The 15,072-nt window shown below is 59.0% G+C and carries 25 protein-coding genes; 21 read left to right on the top strand and 4 right to left on the bottom strand.

Going from position 1 to position 15,072, the window contains the following annotated elements; translation table 11 throughout:
- Positions 1 to 66 precede the first annotated feature (66 nt).
- The 20 genes from RTU96_RS11955 to RTU96_RS11860 are packed head-to-tail and all read left to right on the top strand — an operon-like array spanning position 67 to position 10,511.
- Entirely contained in the window at positions 67 to 411 is a 345-nt protein-coding gene (locus RTU96_RS11955) for a hypothetical protein (RefSeq protein ID WP_312636841.1), read from the top strand.
- 15 nt (positions 412 to 426) lie between these two features.
- Positions 427 to 1,458: a phage major capsid protein gene (locus RTU96_RS11950; protein WP_312636840.1), complete on the top strand. Its 1,032-nt coding sequence runs from the start codon at positions 427 to 429 to the stop codon at positions 1,456 to 1,458.
- Positions 1,459 to 1,499: 41 nt separating this feature from the next.
- Positions 1,500 to 1,847, top strand: coding sequence for a hypothetical protein (locus RTU96_RS11945; RefSeq protein WP_312636839.1), 348 nt, complete (start codon positions 1,500 to 1,502; stop codon positions 1,845 to 1,847).
- A complete protein-coding gene (locus RTU96_RS11940) occupies positions 1,844 to 2,152 on the top strand; it encodes a hypothetical protein (RefSeq protein ID WP_312636838.1) in 309 nt (102 codons plus the stop codon). The genes RTU96_RS11945 and RTU96_RS11940 overlap by 4 nt, the downstream gene beginning before the upstream one ends.
- Positions 2,149 to 2,637, top strand: coding sequence for a hypothetical protein (locus RTU96_RS11935; RefSeq protein ID WP_312636837.1), 489 nt, complete (start codon positions 2,149 to 2,151; stop codon positions 2,635 to 2,637). The genes RTU96_RS11940 and RTU96_RS11935 overlap by 4 nt, the downstream gene beginning before the upstream one ends.
- Positions 2,634 to 3,107, top strand: coding sequence for a hypothetical protein (locus RTU96_RS11930; protein ID WP_312636836.1), 474 nt, complete (start codon positions 2,634 to 2,636; stop codon positions 3,105 to 3,107). The genes RTU96_RS11935 and RTU96_RS11930 overlap by 4 nt, the downstream gene beginning before the upstream one ends.
- The gene (locus RTU96_RS11925; RefSeq protein WP_312636866.1) at positions 3,004 to 3,687 is read left to right on the top strand and encodes a phage tail sheath C-terminal domain-containing protein; all 684 of its coding nucleotides are present in this window, start codon (positions 3,004 to 3,006) and stop codon (positions 3,685 to 3,687) included. Before RTU96_RS11930 ends, RTU96_RS11925 begins: the two co-directional genes overlap by 104 nt.
- 34 nt (positions 3,688 to 3,721) lie before the next feature.
- A complete protein-coding gene (locus tag RTU96_RS11920; RefSeq protein WP_294855579.1) occupies positions 3,722 to 4,111 on the top strand; it encodes a hypothetical protein in 390 nt (129 codons plus the stop codon).
- Complete coding sequence (locus RTU96_RS11915; RefSeq protein ID WP_312636835.1) at positions 4,108 to 4,422, top strand: hypothetical protein; 315 nt, start codon at positions 4,108 to 4,110, stop codon at positions 4,420 to 4,422. The genes RTU96_RS11920 and RTU96_RS11915 overlap by 4 nt, the downstream gene beginning before the upstream one ends.
- Positions 4,419 to 5,039, top strand: coding sequence for a hypothetical protein (locus tag RTU96_RS11910; RefSeq protein WP_312636834.1), 621 nt, complete (start codon positions 4,419 to 4,421; stop codon positions 5,037 to 5,039). The genes RTU96_RS11915 and RTU96_RS11910 overlap by 4 nt, the downstream gene beginning before the upstream one ends.
- Before the next feature lie 20 nt (positions 5,040 to 5,059).
- Positions 5,060 to 5,635 carry a LysM peptidoglycan-binding domain-containing protein gene (locus tag RTU96_RS11905; RefSeq protein WP_312636833.1) on the top strand — a complete coding sequence of 192 codons (576 nt, stop codon included), beginning with the start codon at positions 5,060 to 5,062 and terminating at the stop codon, positions 5,633 to 5,635.
- Positions 5,636 to 5,664: 29 nt separating this feature from the next.
- Complete coding sequence (locus tag RTU96_RS11900) at positions 5,665 to 6,573, top strand: hypothetical protein (RefSeq protein WP_312636832.1); 909 nt, start codon at positions 5,665 to 5,667, stop codon at positions 6,571 to 6,573.
- Positions 6,574 to 6,598: 25 nt separating this feature from the next.
- A complete protein-coding gene (locus RTU96_RS11895; RefSeq protein ID WP_312636831.1) occupies positions 6,599 to 7,021 on the top strand; it encodes a hypothetical protein in 423 nt (140 codons plus the stop codon).
- On the top strand, positions 7,018 to 7,356 hold the full coding sequence (locus RTU96_RS11890) for a hypothetical protein (RefSeq protein ID WP_312636830.1): 339 nt from the start codon (positions 7,018 to 7,020) through the stop codon (positions 7,354 to 7,356). Before RTU96_RS11895 ends, RTU96_RS11890 begins: the two co-directional genes overlap by 4 nt.
- 11 nt (positions 7,357 to 7,367) lie before the next feature.
- On the top strand, positions 7,368 to 8,426 hold the full coding sequence (locus RTU96_RS11885; protein ID WP_312636829.1) for a baseplate J/gp47 family protein: 1,059 nt from the start codon (positions 7,368 to 7,370) through the stop codon (positions 8,424 to 8,426).
- 1 nt (position 8,427) lies between these two features.
- Positions 8,428 to 8,994 (top strand): hypothetical protein, encoded by a 567-nt coding sequence (locus RTU96_RS11880; protein ID WP_312636828.1) that lies wholly within the window; start codon positions 8,428 to 8,430, stop codon positions 8,992 to 8,994.
- A gap of 1 nt (position 8,995) precedes the next feature.
- Positions 8,996 to 9,292 carry a hypothetical protein gene (locus tag RTU96_RS11875; RefSeq protein WP_312636827.1) on the top strand — a complete coding sequence of 99 codons (297 nt, stop codon included), beginning with the start codon at positions 8,996 to 8,998 and terminating at the stop codon, positions 9,290 to 9,292.
- Complete coding sequence (locus RTU96_RS11870) at positions 9,289 to 9,555, top strand: hypothetical protein (RefSeq protein WP_294855569.1); 267 nt, start codon at positions 9,289 to 9,291, stop codon at positions 9,553 to 9,555. Before RTU96_RS11875 ends, RTU96_RS11870 begins: the two co-directional genes overlap by 4 nt.
- 12 nt (positions 9,556 to 9,567) lie before the next feature.
- Positions 9,568 to 9,819 (top strand): hypothetical protein, encoded by a 252-nt coding sequence (locus RTU96_RS11865; RefSeq protein ID WP_312636826.1) that lies wholly within the window; start codon positions 9,568 to 9,570, stop codon positions 9,817 to 9,819.
- Positions 9,816 to 10,511, top strand: coding sequence for a CHAP domain-containing protein (locus RTU96_RS11860; protein ID WP_312636825.1), 696 nt, complete (start codon positions 9,816 to 9,818; stop codon positions 10,509 to 10,511). Before RTU96_RS11865 ends, RTU96_RS11860 begins: the two co-directional genes overlap by 4 nt.
- Positions 10,512 to 10,568: 57 nt before the next feature.
- On the opposite strand, the gene RTU96_RS11855 is transcribed toward RTU96_RS11860, so the two are convergent.
- Together RTU96_RS11855 and RTU96_RS11850 are read right to left on the bottom strand one after the other, a co-directional pair.
- Entirely contained in the window at positions 10,569 to 10,859 is a 291-nt protein-coding gene (locus tag RTU96_RS11855; protein WP_312636824.1) for a helix-turn-helix transcriptional regulator, read from the bottom strand.
- 109 nt (positions 10,860 to 10,968) lie between these two features.
- Entirely contained in the window at positions 10,969 to 11,610 is a 642-nt protein-coding gene (locus RTU96_RS11850; protein WP_312636823.1) for a superoxide dismutase, read from the bottom strand.
- 170 nt (positions 11,611 to 11,780) lie between these two features.
- Here RTU96_RS11850 and RTU96_RS11845 point away from each other — a divergent pair, with 170 nt between their 5' ends.
- On the top strand, positions 11,781 to 11,939 hold the full coding sequence (locus RTU96_RS11845; RefSeq protein ID WP_294855566.1) for a hypothetical protein: 159 nt from the start codon (positions 11,781 to 11,783) through the stop codon (positions 11,937 to 11,939).
- A 72-nt stretch (positions 11,940 to 12,011) separates the two neighbouring features.
- On the opposite strand, the gene RTU96_RS11840 is transcribed toward RTU96_RS11845, so the two are convergent.
- Together RTU96_RS11840 and pheT are read right to left on the bottom strand one after the other, a co-directional pair.
- Positions 12,012 to 12,257, bottom strand: a complete 246-nt coding sequence (locus RTU96_RS11840; RefSeq protein WP_294855565.1) for an IreB family regulatory phosphoprotein — start codon at positions 12,255 to 12,257, stop codon at positions 12,012 to 12,014.
- A 101-nt stretch (positions 12,258 to 12,358) separates the two neighbouring features.
- Positions 12,359 to 15,061, bottom strand: coding sequence for a phenylalanine--tRNA ligase subunit beta (pheT, locus tag RTU96_RS11835; protein ID WP_312636822.1), 2,703 nt, complete (start codon positions 15,059 to 15,061; stop codon positions 12,359 to 12,361).
- Between the last annotated feature and the right edge of the window lie 11 nt (positions 15,062 to 15,072).

Here is a 15,072-nt window from a genome sequence, read left to right as displayed (position 1 = left end):
CGGTGACGGATATATCAGGCGGCTTTTTGGTGTTTTCAGAGTAGATAATTTTTGAGGAGGAGCACGATGAACATTTCTTTTGAGGGAATCGGACAGTGGGGGGCCACATTTTCCTGCACTGAGGTGCGGGAAGGCGAGCTGGTGAAGGTCAGCGGGAACGGAGCCGTCGGCCCCTGCGGTGAGGGGGAGAGCTTTTGTGGACAGGTGATTTCCATGGGCAAGGGCGGCGACGCCTGCGCTGTGCAGCTTGGCGGGTTTGTCACCGCTGGTTACACGGGAAAAGCGCCGGGTTTGGGCTGGTGCGGCCTAAGCGGCGACGGTGACGGCGGCGTAAAGACGGACGCAGAGGGGCGGCAGTATCTGGTGGCAGAGGTGGACGCGTCGGCGGGCACCGTCACCTTCGCACTTTAAGAAGGAGGAAGAAGTATGGCTTATCATTACGAGAATATCAAGCTGGAAAAAGGCATGTACGGCAGAGCGGGCAGCAGCTTTTCCAAAACGCTGGAGGAGCTGGACCCCAGTGAAAATTACAGAGGCACCCCGGCAGAGGGGCTGGACGCGTTTCAGCGCCAGCTCAAACGCTTTGACATCAAGGTGAAGGGCGCGGGCAGCGACATGGTGGAGAAGTTTTTCAAGACTAGTGATTCCGCTGTGCTGTTCCCGGAATTTGTCTCCCGGGTGGTGCGCCAGGGGATGGAGGAAGAGAGCATTCTGCCTGCCATCACCGCCACGGTGACCAATTTCGAGGGAATGGACTATCGCTCTATTACCTCCGTGCCCACGGAGAAGGAAAAAGAGCTCAAGCGCGTGGAAGAGGGCGGCGCGATTCCCGCCACCACCATTCGGACGCAGGAAAATCTGGTGCGGCTGCACAAGCGGGGCAGGATGCTGGTGGCCTCCTACGAGGCAATCCGGTTTCAGCGGTTGGACCTGTTTTCCGTGACGCTGCGCCAGATCGGCGCTTACATCGGCAGAATGCATTTGCAGGACGCCATCCGGGTGCTGTGCGACGGCGACGGGAACAAAAATCCGGCAAAAACTTACAGTATCGGGACAGAGCCCATTTCCGGGACCAAGGGAACTCTGAGCTATGACGCACTGCTGGAATTCTGGAGCCAGTTCGACCCCTACACCATGAACACTATTCTGGTGGGCGGGGACGTGATGCTGAAGCTTCTGAAGCTGAGCGAGTTCCAGAATCCCCTGACCGGTCTGAATTTTCAGGGGACCGGCACGCTGACCACCCCGCTGGGCGCGACGCTGCTGAGAACCAGCGCCATGCCCGCGGGCAAGCTGATTGGCCTTGACAAGGGCTATGCCTTGGAGCAGATTTGCGCCGGAGACGTGTTGGTGGAGTATGACAAGCTGATTGACCGGCAGATGGAGCGGGCGGCCATTACCTCTATTTCCGGATTTGCGAAGCTGTTTACCGAAGCGAGCCGGGTGCTGGAGATCTGATAAACTCCAGCGCGAAAGCAGCGGAGAAGGGAGACGCGAGAATGCAGGAGGAAATTTTAACGCTGGCGAGGACCCTCTCCGGCGCGGGAGAGGATGAAGAAGCGGCGCTGGTGCTGCTGTGCAAGGCGGCTGAGAAGGCGTGGACTGGGAGACTCCGGGAAGACGTCGAGCCGGAGGAATGCCGGGAGGCATTCCTCTGTGCGGCGGCACTTTTTGCAGTGGCAGGCCTGTCGGCGAGCCGGGGCGGTATGCAGTTTACAGCGGGAGATGTGTCCGTGACGGAGCCGGAGGGCGGCAAGAACGCGGAGGCCCTGCGCCGGGAGGCGGAGCGGCTGATGGAGCCCTATGTGACGGCGGCGGAGTTTCGCTTTCGGGGGGTGCGGGGATGACGGGACGGTTGGACCGCATCTTCCGGAAATACGGACAGGCGGTGACGGTGAACGGCACGGCGGCACGGGCGTTTTTTCAGTCCGCAAGAAAATCGGAAAAAGACGCGCCGTTTGAGGTTACCTCTCTGGGAACTATGGATGACCGACGGTGGACCTATCTTGGCAGAACAAAAGCAGAACTGGGGGATCGGGTGGAATTTCAGGGGAGGACCTACACGGTGCGCAACTGCGAGGAAATACGCCTGAGGGACGAAACCGTTTGCTGGTGGGCCGTTCTGACGGAGCGGAGAAAGGCAGCGGAATGAACGGACTGAATCAGGTGCGGGACGCGGTGATCAACGCGCTGAAGGGTGTGGGAATTGCGGCGATGTCCGCCTATGAGGGCGCGGCAAAGGAATATGAAGGGCCGGTGGCATCTGTGGACGTGGCGGCGGCGGAGGGAAAATCCGTGGGACTGAGCGGATATCTCGGCGAGAAGCGGGATGAGACGGGCAGTGTCCGGGAGCTGTATGGAATGCAGATGGACGTGACGATCTCCCTCGGCGTGCGCGCGGCGGAGGCGAGGGACTGCGAAACGGCCATGGAAATTGCCGCCGGTGCGCTGATGGAAAAGCTGCCCGCAGGACTTAAGCTGGAGAAAATGAGCTGGAACGGCATTGCGTGGGACAAAGCAACCGGAATGTTTTTACGGAAGGGGAGCGCGGCTTGCAGGGCTGTGTTCCTGGCGGAGGACTCCGGCGACACGGGAACTTTGCTGGACTTTATACTGAAAGGGACGATCAAAAAATGAACATGACAAAGCATGAGCGGCCGGGGGTGTATTCCTCTTATGACGCGTCCTCCGTGGTATCCGCCGGTGGCGGGACCAAGACCGTGGGCGTGGCCGCGAGAGCGGCCAAGGGCGACGAGGGCGCGGTGGTGACGCTGACGGGATATTCTGAGGGCGTCGGGGCATTCGGTGAAGACACGGGCACAGCGGGAATGAGCGCAATTCTGCGGCTGCTGTTTTTAAATGGCGTTTCCAAGGTGGCGGCGGTCCGGGTGGCGGACGGTGGCACGGTTTCGGACTATACGGCGGGGTTTGAAGCGCTGGGCGGTGCGCATCATGGTATGCGACAGCACGGACGCAGAGGTTCATCAGGCGCTGCGCACGGCGGTGGAAACCTCGTCTGGGGGACGCAGAGAGCGAATCGCGGTGGTGGGAGCCGGCGGAGCGACGGCAGCGGAGCTGACGGCCCACGCGGCGGAGCTGAACAGTGAGCGTGTGGTGCTGACCGGGCCAGAGGGAATGGCTGGTGAGGGTGTGCCCTCGGGTGTGCTGTGTGCGGCGGCGATGGCAGGCGCCATGGCCGGGGGAAGCGACCCGGCGGCCCCCCTAAACGGGGCGGCACTGTACGGTTTGAGCGGACTGAGCGCGGCTTACGGAGATAACGACATTGATGTGTTGGTGCGGGGTGGTGTGACGCCGCTGGAAAGCGTGGCGGGAGTGATTTCCCCGGTGCGGTGCGTGACCACCAGAACCACCACGGACGGAGCGGCGGACGCCACCTGGCGGGAGCTGAGCACCATCCGGATTGTGGACGATGTGATTCCGGCGGTACGTTCTTCGCTGCGCAGCAAGTTTTCCCGCACCAAAAACACGGCGCAGAATCGGGGGGCCATCCGTTCGCAGGTAATCGTGGAGCTGGAAAAAAAGCTGGCGGCGGAGATCATTGACAGCTACGGCGAGGTACGGGTGAGCGTATCGGCGGACGAGCCCACCGTGTGTCTGGTGGAATTCAGCTTTGCCGTGGCCCACGGGCTGAACCAGATTTATCTGACGGCCCACATCACGGTGTGAGCGGAAAACAAATATCTGAAAAGGAGCAAAAGCCATGGAGGTTATGGGATTTCCCACCAGCGCGGACATTTATCTGGAGCTGAACGGAAAAAAGGTGGCGGTGGTGCAGAGCTACACCGCCAAGGCCAGCAAGACCAGCAAAAACGTGGAGGCATTTGGAGAGCGGGAGCCGGTGGGGACTATCGGGGGACAAAGCAAGTATACTTTGGAGCTGACCCGCCTGTACGCCACCGACGACGCGATTTCCGACGGAATCAATTTTTACGAGCTCAGCGATTTTTCGCTGGTAATTTGCAAGCCGGACCGGAAGATCATTTACTCGGGCTGTCAGTGGAGCACGATCTCCGAACAGGGCGAGCTGGACGCCATGGTGGCGGAAAAAATTACCGTGGTGGCTTCCCGGCGTATTGAGACGACGGCATGAAAACGGCGCCGGACAGACTGACGCCGCTTTCGGCGGGACGGCTGCTGGGCATTTGGCGGGATGTGGCCGCACAGGAAGAAAACGAGACAGTACGAGGGCTTTTGTGCAACGCCCATGTATTGGCGGAAAGCTGCTTTCTTGGAGAAGAGCGGCTGTTTGAAAGCGCGGAGGCGGTTCTGGCGGATATGACGGCAGGAGAGATGGAGACGCTTGTGCGGCGGCTGGCGGGGGAGGAAACCGCTATGCCCGCCGGAATAAACGCCGGGTTTGACCCGGAACGGTTTCGGGCAATGCGGGGTGAGCGGGCATGAATTACATAGAAGACGCGCTACGGCGGCAGGCGGCAATATTTGCCCTTTTGCTGGGCGGCGGGCAGCGGCGAAAGGAAGACGAGGAGAAACAGGCCGGGAGAAACGGGGAGACAGCGGTGGAGAGCGGCGGAGACGGCGCTCTCCGGTTCCGCTCCTTCGACGAGGAGCCGGAAGAGAGAGAGGGCTTTCCGGGAGAGATGGCGGCATGGAATCGGCGGCTGGCACGACGCGGGGAAGGGCGGCTTCATCAGGCGGCGGGGATGCGGGAGATGACAGTTGCGGAAATTCCCACAGCGGGGAGCATGGGAGCGGAGAGCCCATTTATGGGAAGTGGACTGGCAGAGACTGCGCGGCTGAACGCTGAAAAGAATGCGGTTCGGAAGAGAAACAGCATCGGCGCGGGACAAGGGGTTGGCGGAGCTGAAATGATTTTCCCGGAGGAGTCCTTCGGAAACGGGGGGACGCATGCTGGAACTGCGGGGACCGCTCCGGTGGCGGACGGTGGAGTGTCTGCCGGGACCATGCTTGTAGTGGAAGGCGGAATGTCCGCCGGAGAGCTGTCCCGGGCGTTTCAGCGGGACGCAAGGCGGTATGACGGCGGGTATCCGCTGTATTGAGACAGGAGAGGTGAGATGGTGTGGAACTGACGCCGATGCGGTATAAGGACTATGTATGGCCCCACAATCCGGAGACATATTCCGTCACATGGCAGAGAAAAATTGCGGTGCATAAGGTGCCCTTTGGACGGTACTGCATGCAGGAGTTGGGACCGGGGCACCGGGTGATGCGGGGGCAGGGAGCGTTCATGGGAGCGAACGCCTATCAGGAATTTCAAAAGCTGGCGGCGGTATTTGAGCGGGATGGTCCGGGGCTGCTGGTGCATCCCGTCTGGCAGGCGGCGGAGGCATATTTTGTGTCTTTGCAGCTGACGGAGGAGCCGCAGCCGGATTTTGTGGGATATGCATTTGAGTTTTGGGAGGATTGCCGACAGAACGTATCTCTCACGGCGGCGGTGACCGCTGCGGAGAGTACCGGCGCGGGGGAGACGGGAAAGAGCGCGGACTCCGCCGTATGGTACACGGTGAAAAAGGGAGACACGCTGTGGGGGATTTCAAAGCGGTACGGTGTGACGCTTCAGAGCCTGATTGCGGCAAATCCCCAGATTAAAAATCCAAATCTCATCTACGCGGGAAATCAGGTGCGGGTGAAATGAGGGGAAGAATTACGACGTGCAACCACGGAATGTTTGATTTACCTGCGCTGTTGACCTGGGACGTATGCTATACGGGGACTGTGCCCTGCGACAGCTTTACAGTGACGTGTCTTTACACGGCGGAAATGGAGCCGGTGCTGCGGCAGGCGGCGGGGTTTACGCTGATGGACGGGGAAGCCGTGCTGCTGCGGGGCATTGTGGATGAATACGAGATTCGCCAGACGGAGGAGGGCCTCAGCGCGCTGGTTGCGGGACGGGGCTATGCCGCCCGTTTGCTGGACAACGAGGCACGGGCCGCCGCATATCAGGGGGCGACGCTTGAGGAAATCGTCAGAAACCATGTGACGCCCTACGGGATTCCCTGTGATAAAACGGCAAGCCTCAGCAGCGGCGGGGAAATGTACACTGTGGCGGCGGGAAGCAGCCAGTGGAAAGCGCTGGAGGACTTTTGCAGGACCTATGGCAACTTTACACCAAGCTTTGACCGGTTTGGACGACTGTGGGCAGACAAGGAAAAAACCGGAAAGACGTTTGAAATTACGGATTTGACAGACGTTTTGTCACTTGTGAAACGAGAGGATCACTACGGAGTGCTGTCGGAAATACTGGTAATCGACAAGACGAGAAACCAGACGTACAGCGTGCGAAACGAGGAGTGGATTGCCCGGGGAGGGCAGTGCCGCCGAGTTTTGTACACGCCGGGGCAGAGCACCTGGGCCAAAATGCGGTATACGGGGGAGTATCAGATTGCGAAGTCTAAAGAGGACGAGATTTCCGTGGAGGTGACGCTGGCGGGGGGATTTCTGGCGTTTCCCGGCGACTTGGCGGTTTTAAAGCTGGCGCGGATGGGGCTGACGGGGACCTATCGCGTGGTGGAAGCCAGAACCCGGGCCGACGGCGGCGGAGAATCCGTTACACTGACATTGCGTGAGAAATGACCCGGAGGGAGAGGAGCAAAAAGCGATGTGGTTATCAAAACAGACAAAGCCGGGGGTATCCGCGTCTGGGGCTGATCTGGGCGTGACGAGTATTTCGGGAGAAAGTGCGGGCGTAGTCACCAGAGGCGAGGTGCGGGCGCTCCCAGTTTACGGGCCGGGAGGATATGCGTGGCGGCCCGCTGCGGGAGAGACGGTGCTGGTCATCAAGGGCGGAACCGGAGGGGAGGAGTCCTGCGTGGCGGGTGCGAAGCAGACAGTTGCACCCGCCGGGCTTCGACCCGGCGAGGTATACATCCACGCAGATGGCGGAAGCGTATATCTCAAAAACGACGGGACGGTGGAGCTGCGGGGCAGAATTGTTCTGACGGGACAGGTGGAGGTAACCGGAGGGCTGCGTGTGAACGGTGAGATTTACAAGCCCTGCACATGCGGAGGAGAATCGGAATGACGGAGCTGAAAATCAAAGACGGAGACTATGTGGCCGACGGCGTGGGCGGAACGGTTCGGGTGAAGGGCCGGGACGCGCTGCTGCAAAGAGTGCTGTTCAGGCTGACGGCAAGGCGGGGCGGGTTTCCGTTTTTGGAGGATTTGGGCAGCACATTGTATGCGCTGGGAGGCGAAGCCCCTTCTCACAGGCAAAGCGCCGCGGAAGCGGCGGTGGCACAGGCGCTGGCGGAGGAAAAAAATCTGCGTGTGGAGCAGGTGGGGCTGGAGGGCGATCATCTGGCGGTGCGGATGAACTATGAGGGGGAGGAACTGAATCTGCAGCTTACGGTGCGGTGACAGAAAAAAACATGAGAACAACGGATGAAATTTATCAGGAGCTGCTCTCGGCGTTTCGGGAGCGGTCTGGCTACGGCGCGGAGGACGCCTGCGATCTGGCAGTACGGCTGTATGCGGTGGCGGCGCAGGTGCAGGCGCTGGAATGTCAGGCGGACTGGGTGCTGAATCAAAGCTTTCCACAGACCGCCCAAGGTGCTTATCTGGAAGACCACGCGGCCATGCGGGGGATTGCCCGTCAGGCGGCGACGCGGGCGGCGGGGACATTGCGGTTTTCTGTGGAGGAAGCGCCGACACAGGATTTGAGCATCCCCATGGGTAGCGTGTGCATGACGGAGGGCGGGATGCGATTTCAGACCACCCGGGCGGCAGTGCTGGCGGCGGGGACGCTGACGGCGGACGTGCCCGCAGAAGCGCTGGAATCTGGAAGCGGCGGCAATGCCGCGGCGTGGAGCATAACGGTGCTGGCGGTATGTCCCATGGGAATTACCGGGTGCACAAATCCGGCGGCGTTTTCCGGCGGGGCCGACGCAGAGAGCGACGAGGCTCTTCGCGCAAGGGTGCTGGACAGCTTTGAGCGGCTGCCAAACGGGGCCAACGCCGCCTTTTACGAGGAACAGGCATTGCGGCATCAGGGCGTAGCCGCGGCGGTGGCGGTGGGCCGGGCGAGAGGTATCGGCACGGTGAATGTGTACATCGCAAAATCTTCGGGGGCGCCGGACGCGGCGCTGCTGCGAGCAGTGGAAGCTGATTTGCAGGCAAAGAGGGAGATTGCCGTGGATGTACGTGTGCTGGCCCCGGAGGAGAGCCGCTTAAATGTCACGGTAGAACTGGACGTGGGTGAGAATGGGAACTTTGCGGCGGTAAAAAGCGCGGCGGAACAGGCAATTGCCGGATGGCTCACGGGAAAGCTGCTGGGAAAGCCCATTCTGCTGGCAGAGCTTGGCCGGCTGATCTACGCCGTGGGCGGCGTGAAAAACTATCATATTCTGTCTCCTTCCTCGGACAGGCAGGGAAGTGCCACGACCTTGTACATCCTCGGAGAGCTGCGCGTGACGGAAATGGGGGCGTGACATGGCGGGCTATGAGTCGCATTTGAAAAACCTGCTGGCGCCTTTAGGCATATATGATCTTCGGGACGGGACGCTGAGCGAAAGTGAACTGTTTGCCCAGGGCGCGGGTCTGGATGAGTGTTCGGACCGTCTTGAATATATCGAGCGGGAGGCGCTGACCGGAACGGCGGAGGGCGAAGGACTGCTTCGCCGGGAAGAACTGTTTGCAAGGCGGCCTGCGGCAAACACCGTTGCCCTCCGGCGGAGCGCCATCGCGGCACTGATGCAGATTGACGCGGACAGCTTTTCACTGGACGCAATCAACCTTACCATCAGCGGCTGCGGGATCAAGGCGCTGGCACAGGAGATGGGGGGAGGCCACATCCGGGTGATTTTCCCGGAGGTGGGGGGAATTCCGGAAGAATTTACGCAGATTCAAAAAATTGTGCTGGACATCATTCCCTGTCATCTGGAGACGGAGTTTTACTTCCGCTATATGCTCTGGTCGGAATGTGAGGACTATGGGTGGACATGGAGTGCGGTGGAGACAGCGGCACACACGTGGCACAGCTTTGAATTGGCGGTGTAATATGGAACAGGAGTGGAGCGGACGAATCACGGCACTGGAAGAGCGTGTATCTTCCAACATTCGACGGATCGGCGCGCTGGAGCAGAGTCAGGAGACGCTGCGGCGGCTGGCCACGGCGGTGGAGGTGCTGGCGACAAAGCAGGAGACGGTGGCCGACAGTGTGGCGCGGCTGGGAGAGAAAATGGATGCGCTGGAGCGGCGGCCGGGAAAACGGTGGGATGGACTGGTGGACAAAGTCCTTCTGATTTTGGCAGGGGTATTTGTCACCTTCCTGCTGACGAGGGGAGGCACTATATGAAGGGAAAATTGACGGCATCAAAAATCATTGCGCTGGGAATTTTGGGTCTGGACGCGATTTGCACTTGCGTGGTGCTGTATTTTTGCTATCTGGCAATCCGCAGCCAGTTTACCGGGACGCTGCCGTATCTTACCACGCTGATTGGAGCGCTGCAAGCGTCCACGGCGGTGGTACTGGCGGCGTATTTTGGAAAAAGCAAGGCGGAAAACACCCGGGGCGGTATTATTTATGACGCGGCGATGGGAATGGACGAGGATTTCTGAGAGGAGAATTTTATGAGAGAGTTGCTGAGAAAGCTCAGCTCGCGAAAGCTATGGGCGGCTGTGGCCGGAATCGTCACAGGCCTTGCCATGGTATTTGGGCTGGATGAAAATGTGATTTCCACGGTAGCGGGAGCAGTGGTGGCAATTGCCTCGGTAACGACGTATATCGTTACCGAGGGCAAGGTGGACGCTGAAAGTGTTAAGCGGGCAGTAGACGCAGCCCGGAACGCCGCGGACGCGTTGAAGAGCGCGGACAAAACATGACTGGGGCGGAAAAACTGCTGACCGTTGCGCGACGCGAGCTGGGAACGAAGGAATCCCCGGCTGGAAGCAACCAGGTGAAATACAACACGGCCTACTACGGAAGGGAAACGTCCGGAGACAGCTATCCGTGGTGCTGTGTATTTCTTTGGTGGTGCTTCCGAGAGGCGGGGCTGAGCGGGCTGTTCTATGGCGGCGGCAAAACCGCCTCCAGCGGCGCTCTGGCAAATTGGGCCCGAAAAAGAGGGCTGTTTGCGGAAAAAAACTATCGGCCCGGAGATGTGGTGTTTTTTCAATTCAGTGGAACCGTTATTGAGCACATGGGCGTGGTGGAACGGATAAACACCGACGGAAGTCTTGTGACGATTGAGGGAAATACCGGGACACTCAGCGACGCCAACGGCGGAGAGGTGCAGCGGAGGACACGGGCTGCGCGATATGCGGTGGGGGCGCTTCGCCCCGAGTATGAGGAGGAAAAAATGACCCAAAGCGATTTTGACACGATGATGAACGTATGGCTGCAAAAACGAGGGGAACTGCCTCCCGGCGATTTCTCGGAGGAGGCCCGTGCATGGGCGGAGAAAAACGGGATTGTACGAGGCGCTGGCGACGGGACCTATCAGTATAAAAGCTGGTGCACCAGAGAGCAGATGCTGGTGTTTTTGCAGAGGTTTTTGGAGACGCTTAAACAGTGAGCTTTTCACAAAAAGCGCCCGCCGCCCATATGGGCGGCGGGCGCTTTTATAACGCGCTTAAACGCGTCTTTTGGCATCGCGGAGGTCCTGAATCAACTGACGGATGTGGGCAATCTGCGCGTCGGTGAGACCGGAGACATCGATGACCGCATCAGGCTGCCGCCCCAGAAGCGCATCGGTAGAGACGGCAAAAAAATCCGCCAGTCGCTCAAGTAGCTCCACGGAGGGCTGAATGTTGTTGTTTTCCCAGTTGGAGACGCTCTGCTTGGAAACGCCCAGCCTTTCGGCCAGACGCGCTTGAGTGATTCCGCTTGCCAGCCTCAGCCGGTGAATTTCGTCGCACAACATCGGGAGTTCCTCCTGAATCCAAAATTACAATATCATTGTAAAATTCAACTTGACAAAATGAAAATATAAAAGTATTGTAATATTGGATATATGAGAAAATTATGTTATTTTACGCCATAGACGGGCGATTTTGCACAATCTGTGCGTACTGTTCGGAAAGAAGGGGCCAGTCAATGATCCGCCACCATGCGTCCAGATAGTCGGCACGGCGATTTTGGTATTGCAGGTAGTACGCGTGTTCCCACACATCGCAGCACAATAGGGGCACAAGAGGCAGGACGGTATCCTGATTGGCCACGTTCTGAAGAGATAGGATTCCGTTTGCATCGGCGCACAGGCAGGTCCAGCCGGAGCCGAAAACGGAGAGCGCGGTACTTTTCAGAGCAATCCTGAGGCCGTCGGTGCTGCCAAAAACAAGACGGATGGCGTCTCCCAGCGGCGGCTGGGGGGACGAGGGGGGCAGGGCGTGAAGCGTGCGGAAATAGATGTCGTGGTTAAATACGCCGCCGGCGTTATTACGCACACCCTGACGAATCTGCGCAGGCAGATCCATCCAATGTTCGCAAAGCTGTATCAGGGACCAATCCTGATAGGCGGGGTAGGGTTCCAGCAGCTTGTTCAGATTGTCCACATAGGCCGCAAAATGCTTGTCGTGGTGAAAACACAGAAGCTTGGCGTCAAGCTCCGGCTCCAGCGCGTCGTAAGGATAGGGCAGCGGAGGCAGGACAAAGGGATAGTGCTTTTCTTCCATGGGCGTCATCCTTTCCACATGTGTTCATCAGAGCAGTATACGCCGGAGAAGTCGAAATTATGTGCAGACCGGCGGCTGGAAAAATGACGCCTCGGCAAAAATTTCGGGACTTCGACAAGAAAAATAGGGTATTCTGCTAGGCAACATATCAAGTGGGAGAAGATGATTTTATGACGGACGACGAATTGGATTTCTGCATTCTGTGCGGCCCGCTGGCAGACGCCGTGGAGCTGCTGGATGAAGGAAATGCCACGGCGGCCCGGGCAATTATGATGCGGGTTCTCAGACGGGCGCAAGAGCTGTGCGAGCGAGATCAGGGCATAAAATGACAATGGATGAAAAAAGCGTTCCCGGAAAGTTTCACTTCCCGGGAACGCTTTTAATTTTTCGGTGCTAAACGCCTACTGCCCCAAGTATTTCCGAACCAGAACCTGCAGCAGTTCGTCCCTGTCAATTTTGCGGATCAGCGTCCGGGCGTTGTTGTGGTTGGTGATATAGGTGGGGTCCTCGGAGAGAATATAGCCCACAATCTGATTGATGGGGTTATAGCCCTTTTCCTCCAATGCCTGATAGACCGTTGACAGGACATGGCGGATCTCCTCGTCCTTTTCCATCGCAAGATTAAATTTTCTGGTGAAATCGTCCATGAAGACACCACCTTTCCCCTTATACGTGTTTTATTATACTCGACTTTTTCCGGGCTGTAAAGAGCAAAGAAAAACTTTGACGGAGATTTTGCGGTCCCGTCTCAGCGCAGCGCCGCGTCCAGCTCGCTCTTCAGCAGGGCCAGAATTCCGGTTACCTCCGCGTCCGCCTCGGCGGCGGTGAGACTGCGGTCCTCCGCCCGGAAGGCAAGGTTAAAGGCCACGCTCTTTTTGCCCGGGGCGATTCCCACGCCGGTGTATACGTCAAACAGAGAAATCTCCTTCAAAAGGCCCTTGGAGCCTCTGCGGATGCACTCCTCCAGCGCGCCCACAGTGACGGCCTTGGCGCACACCACCGCGATGTCTCGCGCCACGGCGGGGAAGCGGGGCAGGGATTTGTACACGGGCTGGGCCCCCATGGCGGCATAGAGTGCGTCAAATCGCAGCTCGGCGGCGTACAGATCGCAGTCCACACCATAGTTTACCGCAACATCCGGGTGAATCTGGCCCAGAATGCCAAGAGTTTCCCCGTTCAGCAGAACTTTGGCGCAGCGGCCGGGATGGTAGGAGGGGTTGCTGTTTTCGGCCTCAAACACCGCGCCGTCAATGCGCAGGCCCTCCAATACGGTTTCCACCGCGCCCTTCACGGAGAAGAAATCTACCTCGGGACCAAAGGAGCCAAGAGACAGAATCTTCGGCTCCTCCGCCACGCCGCTTTCATCCGGGCCGGTTTTCTTGGGGAAATAGGTGCGGCCCAACTCGTAGAGGTACGCGGCCTTGTTGCGGAAGTTGTAGTTCCGGGCCAGAATTTCCAGCATGGAGGGAAGTGTGGTGGTGCGCATGATAGAGGTGTCCTCTCCCAGCGGATTCAGTATTTTCAGAGAGCTGCGCAGAGGGGAGTCTGCGGGGAGCTTGATTTTATCATAATAGGATGGGCTGATGAAGGAGTAGGTGATAATCTCATCGTACCCCAAGGACCGGCACAGTGCGCCGACGCTTCGTTCCGCCAACTGGACGGGGGTATAGCCCCCGCCGTGGGCGGACGCGCCGCCGGACAGTGTGACGGGAATGTTGTTATACCCGTGGAACCGGGCTACTTCCTCGGCAAGATCGGCCATACCCTCCACGTCGCTGCGCCAGGAGGGAACGGTGACTTCGTCGCCGTTCAGTTCAAAGTCCAGCGTCTCCAGAATGGTCCGCATTTCGCTTTCAGCAACGTCTGTGCCAAGCAAAGCGTTGATCCGCTCCGGCTCCAGTTTTAAAACCGTGGGGGCGGAATCCCTGGCAATCACGTCCATAACGCCGTCCACCACTTCGCCCGCGCCCAGCAGTTCCACCAGCTCGCAGGCACGCTGCACCGCCTTCATGGTGTTCATGGCGTCCAAACCCTTTTCATAGCGGGCGGAGGCCTCCGAGCGCATGTTCAGCGCCACGGCCGTGCGGCGGACGGATGCGCCGTTGAAGTTTGCGGATTCAAACAGGACCTGCGCGGTGTCGCCCACAATTTCGCTGTTTGCTCCGCCCATCACGCCTGCCACGCACACGGGCTTTTGCTCGTCGCAGATGCACAGCATACTGGGGGTCAGCTTCCGGACGTTTCCGTCCAGCGTCTGAATCGTCTCCCCCTCCCGGGCAGTGCGGACGATAATTCTTCCGCCCTCCACGCAGGAGAAGTCGAAGGCGTGCATGGGCTGGCCGTATTCCAGCATGACATAGTTGGTGATGTCCACGATGTTGTTGATGGGCCGCACGCCGGAGTTGCGCAGCCGCTCCCGCATCCATGCGGGGGACGGCTTGATTTTCACGTTTTTCACCATCCGGGCGGTGTACCGGGGGCACAGGTCGCCATCCTCGATGTCGATGTCCGCCAGCTCCGCGATGCTGCCGCCGCAGCCCTTGATCTCCGGAGTGTGGAGCTTTAGTGGCTTTCGGAAGGTGGCGGCGGCCTCCCGCGCAAGGCCGATGATGCTTAGGCAATCGGGCCGGTTGGGCGTGATTTCAAACTCCACCACATGGTCGTCGCAGCCAATCAGCTTTGCCACGTCGTCGCCGGGCTGCACATTCTCCTCCCGGAGAATCCAGATGCCGTCGGTGATGCAGTGGGGGAACTCGGATGGCTGGGCGTGAAGGTCGTCGGGCGTGCAAATTTTTTCCGCCGTTGCATCGTAAGCTACCATATCCCCCTCGTGGAGGTTTTGGCAGTCGTCGTCCAGCATGGCGGTGCTGCCGCCAAGGTCCAAAACGGTGTGATACAGGCCGTCCGGCTGGGGGGCGCACTCCAGAACCTTCGCCGCGCAAACGGACCCGAACAGCTTATGTCCCGGCTGAATATCCGCCGGAATGGAGGGCTCCTGCCCTTTTAGGGGGGTATAATCTCCTAAAATCGCCGCGGGTTTAATCACCGCGTAGGGGTAGTCGTGCTCGGCGGTGAGGTTCAGTTCCTTCAAAGAACACAGCATTCCCTGAGACTCTATGCCCCGAAGCTTGCCGCTTTCAATTTTCACGCCGCCGGGAAGCAGCGCCCCGTCCTTTGCCACGGGGACAAGATCGCCCACATGGATGTTCCACGCGCCGGTGACAATCTGGACTGCTTCATCGCCCGTGTCCACCTGTAAAACCCACATATGGTCGGAGTCCGGGTGGCGCTTCATCTCTGTAATTTTGCCCACGACCACGTTTTTTATTTCCGCACCAAGGTCGGTCGTGACCTCCTGCTTGGAGCCGGAGAGGGTCATCGCCTCAGCAAATTCCCGGTCGGAGGCGTCCACCTCCACAAATTCATTCAGCCATTTTCTGGACAGTAACATCGTATCCCTCT

The organism is Oscillibacter sp., assembly GCF_032018205.1.
Taxonomy (GTDB): Bacteria; Bacillota; Clostridia; order Oscillospirales; family Oscillospiraceae; genus Oscillibacter.
Note: the sequence above shows the minus strand (reverse complement) of the source record. Positions and strands in the feature narration are given on the sequence as shown.

What these genes read in the sequence shown, in the direction of transcription:
- RTU96_RS11920 (WP_294855579.1), top strand. Translation starts at nt 3,722, where the DNA reads ATGGAGGTTATGGGATTTCCCACCAGCGCGGACATTTATCTGGAGCTG.
- RTU96_RS11885 (WP_312636829.1), top strand. Translation starts at nt 7,368, where the DNA reads ATGAGAACAACGGATGAAATTTATCAGGAGCTGCTCTCGGCGTTTCGG.
- RTU96_RS11890 (WP_312636830.1), top strand. Translation starts at nt 7,018, where the DNA reads ATGACGGAGCTGAAAATCAAAGACGGAGACTATGTGGCCGACGGCGTG.
- RTU96_RS11910 (WP_312636834.1), top strand. Translation starts at nt 4,419, where the DNA reads ATGAATTACATAGAAGACGCGCTACGGCGGCAGGCGGCAATATTTGCC.
- RTU96_RS11875 (WP_312636827.1), top strand. Translation starts at nt 8,996, where the DNA reads ATGGAACAGGAGTGGAGCGGACGAATCACGGCACTGGAAGAGCGTGTA.
- RTU96_RS11945 (WP_312636839.1), top strand. Translation starts at nt 1,500, where the DNA reads ATGCAGGAGGAAATTTTAACGCTGGCGAGGACCCTCTCCGGCGCGGGA.
- RTU96_RS11845 (WP_294855566.1), top strand. Translation starts at nt 11,781, where the DNA reads ATGACGGACGACGAATTGGATTTCTGCATTCTGTGCGGCCCGCTGGCA.
- RTU96_RS11855 (WP_312636824.1), bottom strand. Translation starts at nt 10,859, where the DNA reads ATGTTGTGCGACGAAATTCACCGGCTGAGGCTGGCAAGCGGAATCACT.
- RTU96_RS11865 (WP_312636826.1), top strand. Translation starts at nt 9,568, where the DNA reads ATGAGAGAGTTGCTGAGAAAGCTCAGCTCGCGAAAGCTATGGGCGGCT.
- RTU96_RS11850 (WP_312636823.1), bottom strand. Translation starts at nt 11,610, where the DNA reads ATGGAAGAAAAGCACTATCCCTTTGTCCTGCCTCCGCTGCCCTATCCT.
- RTU96_RS11940 (WP_312636838.1), top strand. Translation starts at nt 1,844, where the DNA reads ATGACGGGACGGTTGGACCGCATCTTCCGGAAATACGGACAGGCGGTG.
- RTU96_RS11950 (WP_312636840.1), top strand. Translation starts at nt 427, where the DNA reads ATGGCTTATCATTACGAGAATATCAAGCTGGAAAAAGGCATGTACGGC.
- RTU96_RS11930 (WP_312636836.1), top strand. Translation starts at nt 2,634, where the DNA reads ATGAACATGACAAAGCATGAGCGGCCGGGGGTGTATTCCTCTTATGAC.
- RTU96_RS11895 (WP_312636831.1), top strand. Translation starts at nt 6,599, where the DNA reads ATGTGGTTATCAAAACAGACAAAGCCGGGGGTATCCGCGTCTGGGGCT.
- RTU96_RS11935 (WP_312636837.1), top strand. Translation starts at nt 2,149, where the DNA reads ATGAACGGACTGAATCAGGTGCGGGACGCGGTGATCAACGCGCTGAAG.
- RTU96_RS11880 (WP_312636828.1), top strand. Translation starts at nt 8,428, where the DNA reads ATGGCGGGCTATGAGTCGCATTTGAAAAACCTGCTGGCGCCTTTAGGC.
- pheT (WP_312636822.1), bottom strand. Translation starts at nt 15,061, where the DNA reads ATGTTACTGTCCAGAAAATGGCTGAATGAATTTGTGGAGGTGGACGCC.
- RTU96_RS11860 (WP_312636825.1), top strand. Translation starts at nt 9,816, where the DNA reads ATGACTGGGGCGGAAAAACTGCTGACCGTTGCGCGACGCGAGCTGGGA.
- RTU96_RS11955 (WP_312636841.1), top strand. Translation starts at nt 67, where the DNA reads ATGAACATTTCTTTTGAGGGAATCGGACAGTGGGGGGCCACATTTTCC.
- RTU96_RS11840 (WP_294855565.1), bottom strand. Translation starts at nt 12,257, where the DNA reads ATGGACGATTTCACCAGAAAATTTAATCTTGCGATGGAAAAGGACGAG.
- RTU96_RS11870 (WP_294855569.1), top strand. Translation starts at nt 9,289, where the DNA reads ATGAAGGGAAAATTGACGGCATCAAAAATCATTGCGCTGGGAATTTTG.
- RTU96_RS11900 (WP_312636832.1), top strand. Translation starts at nt 5,665, where the DNA reads ATGTTTGATTTACCTGCGCTGTTGACCTGGGACGTATGCTATACGGGG.
- RTU96_RS11915 (WP_312636835.1), top strand. Translation starts at nt 4,108, where the DNA reads ATGAAAACGGCGCCGGACAGACTGACGCCGCTTTCGGCGGGACGGCTG.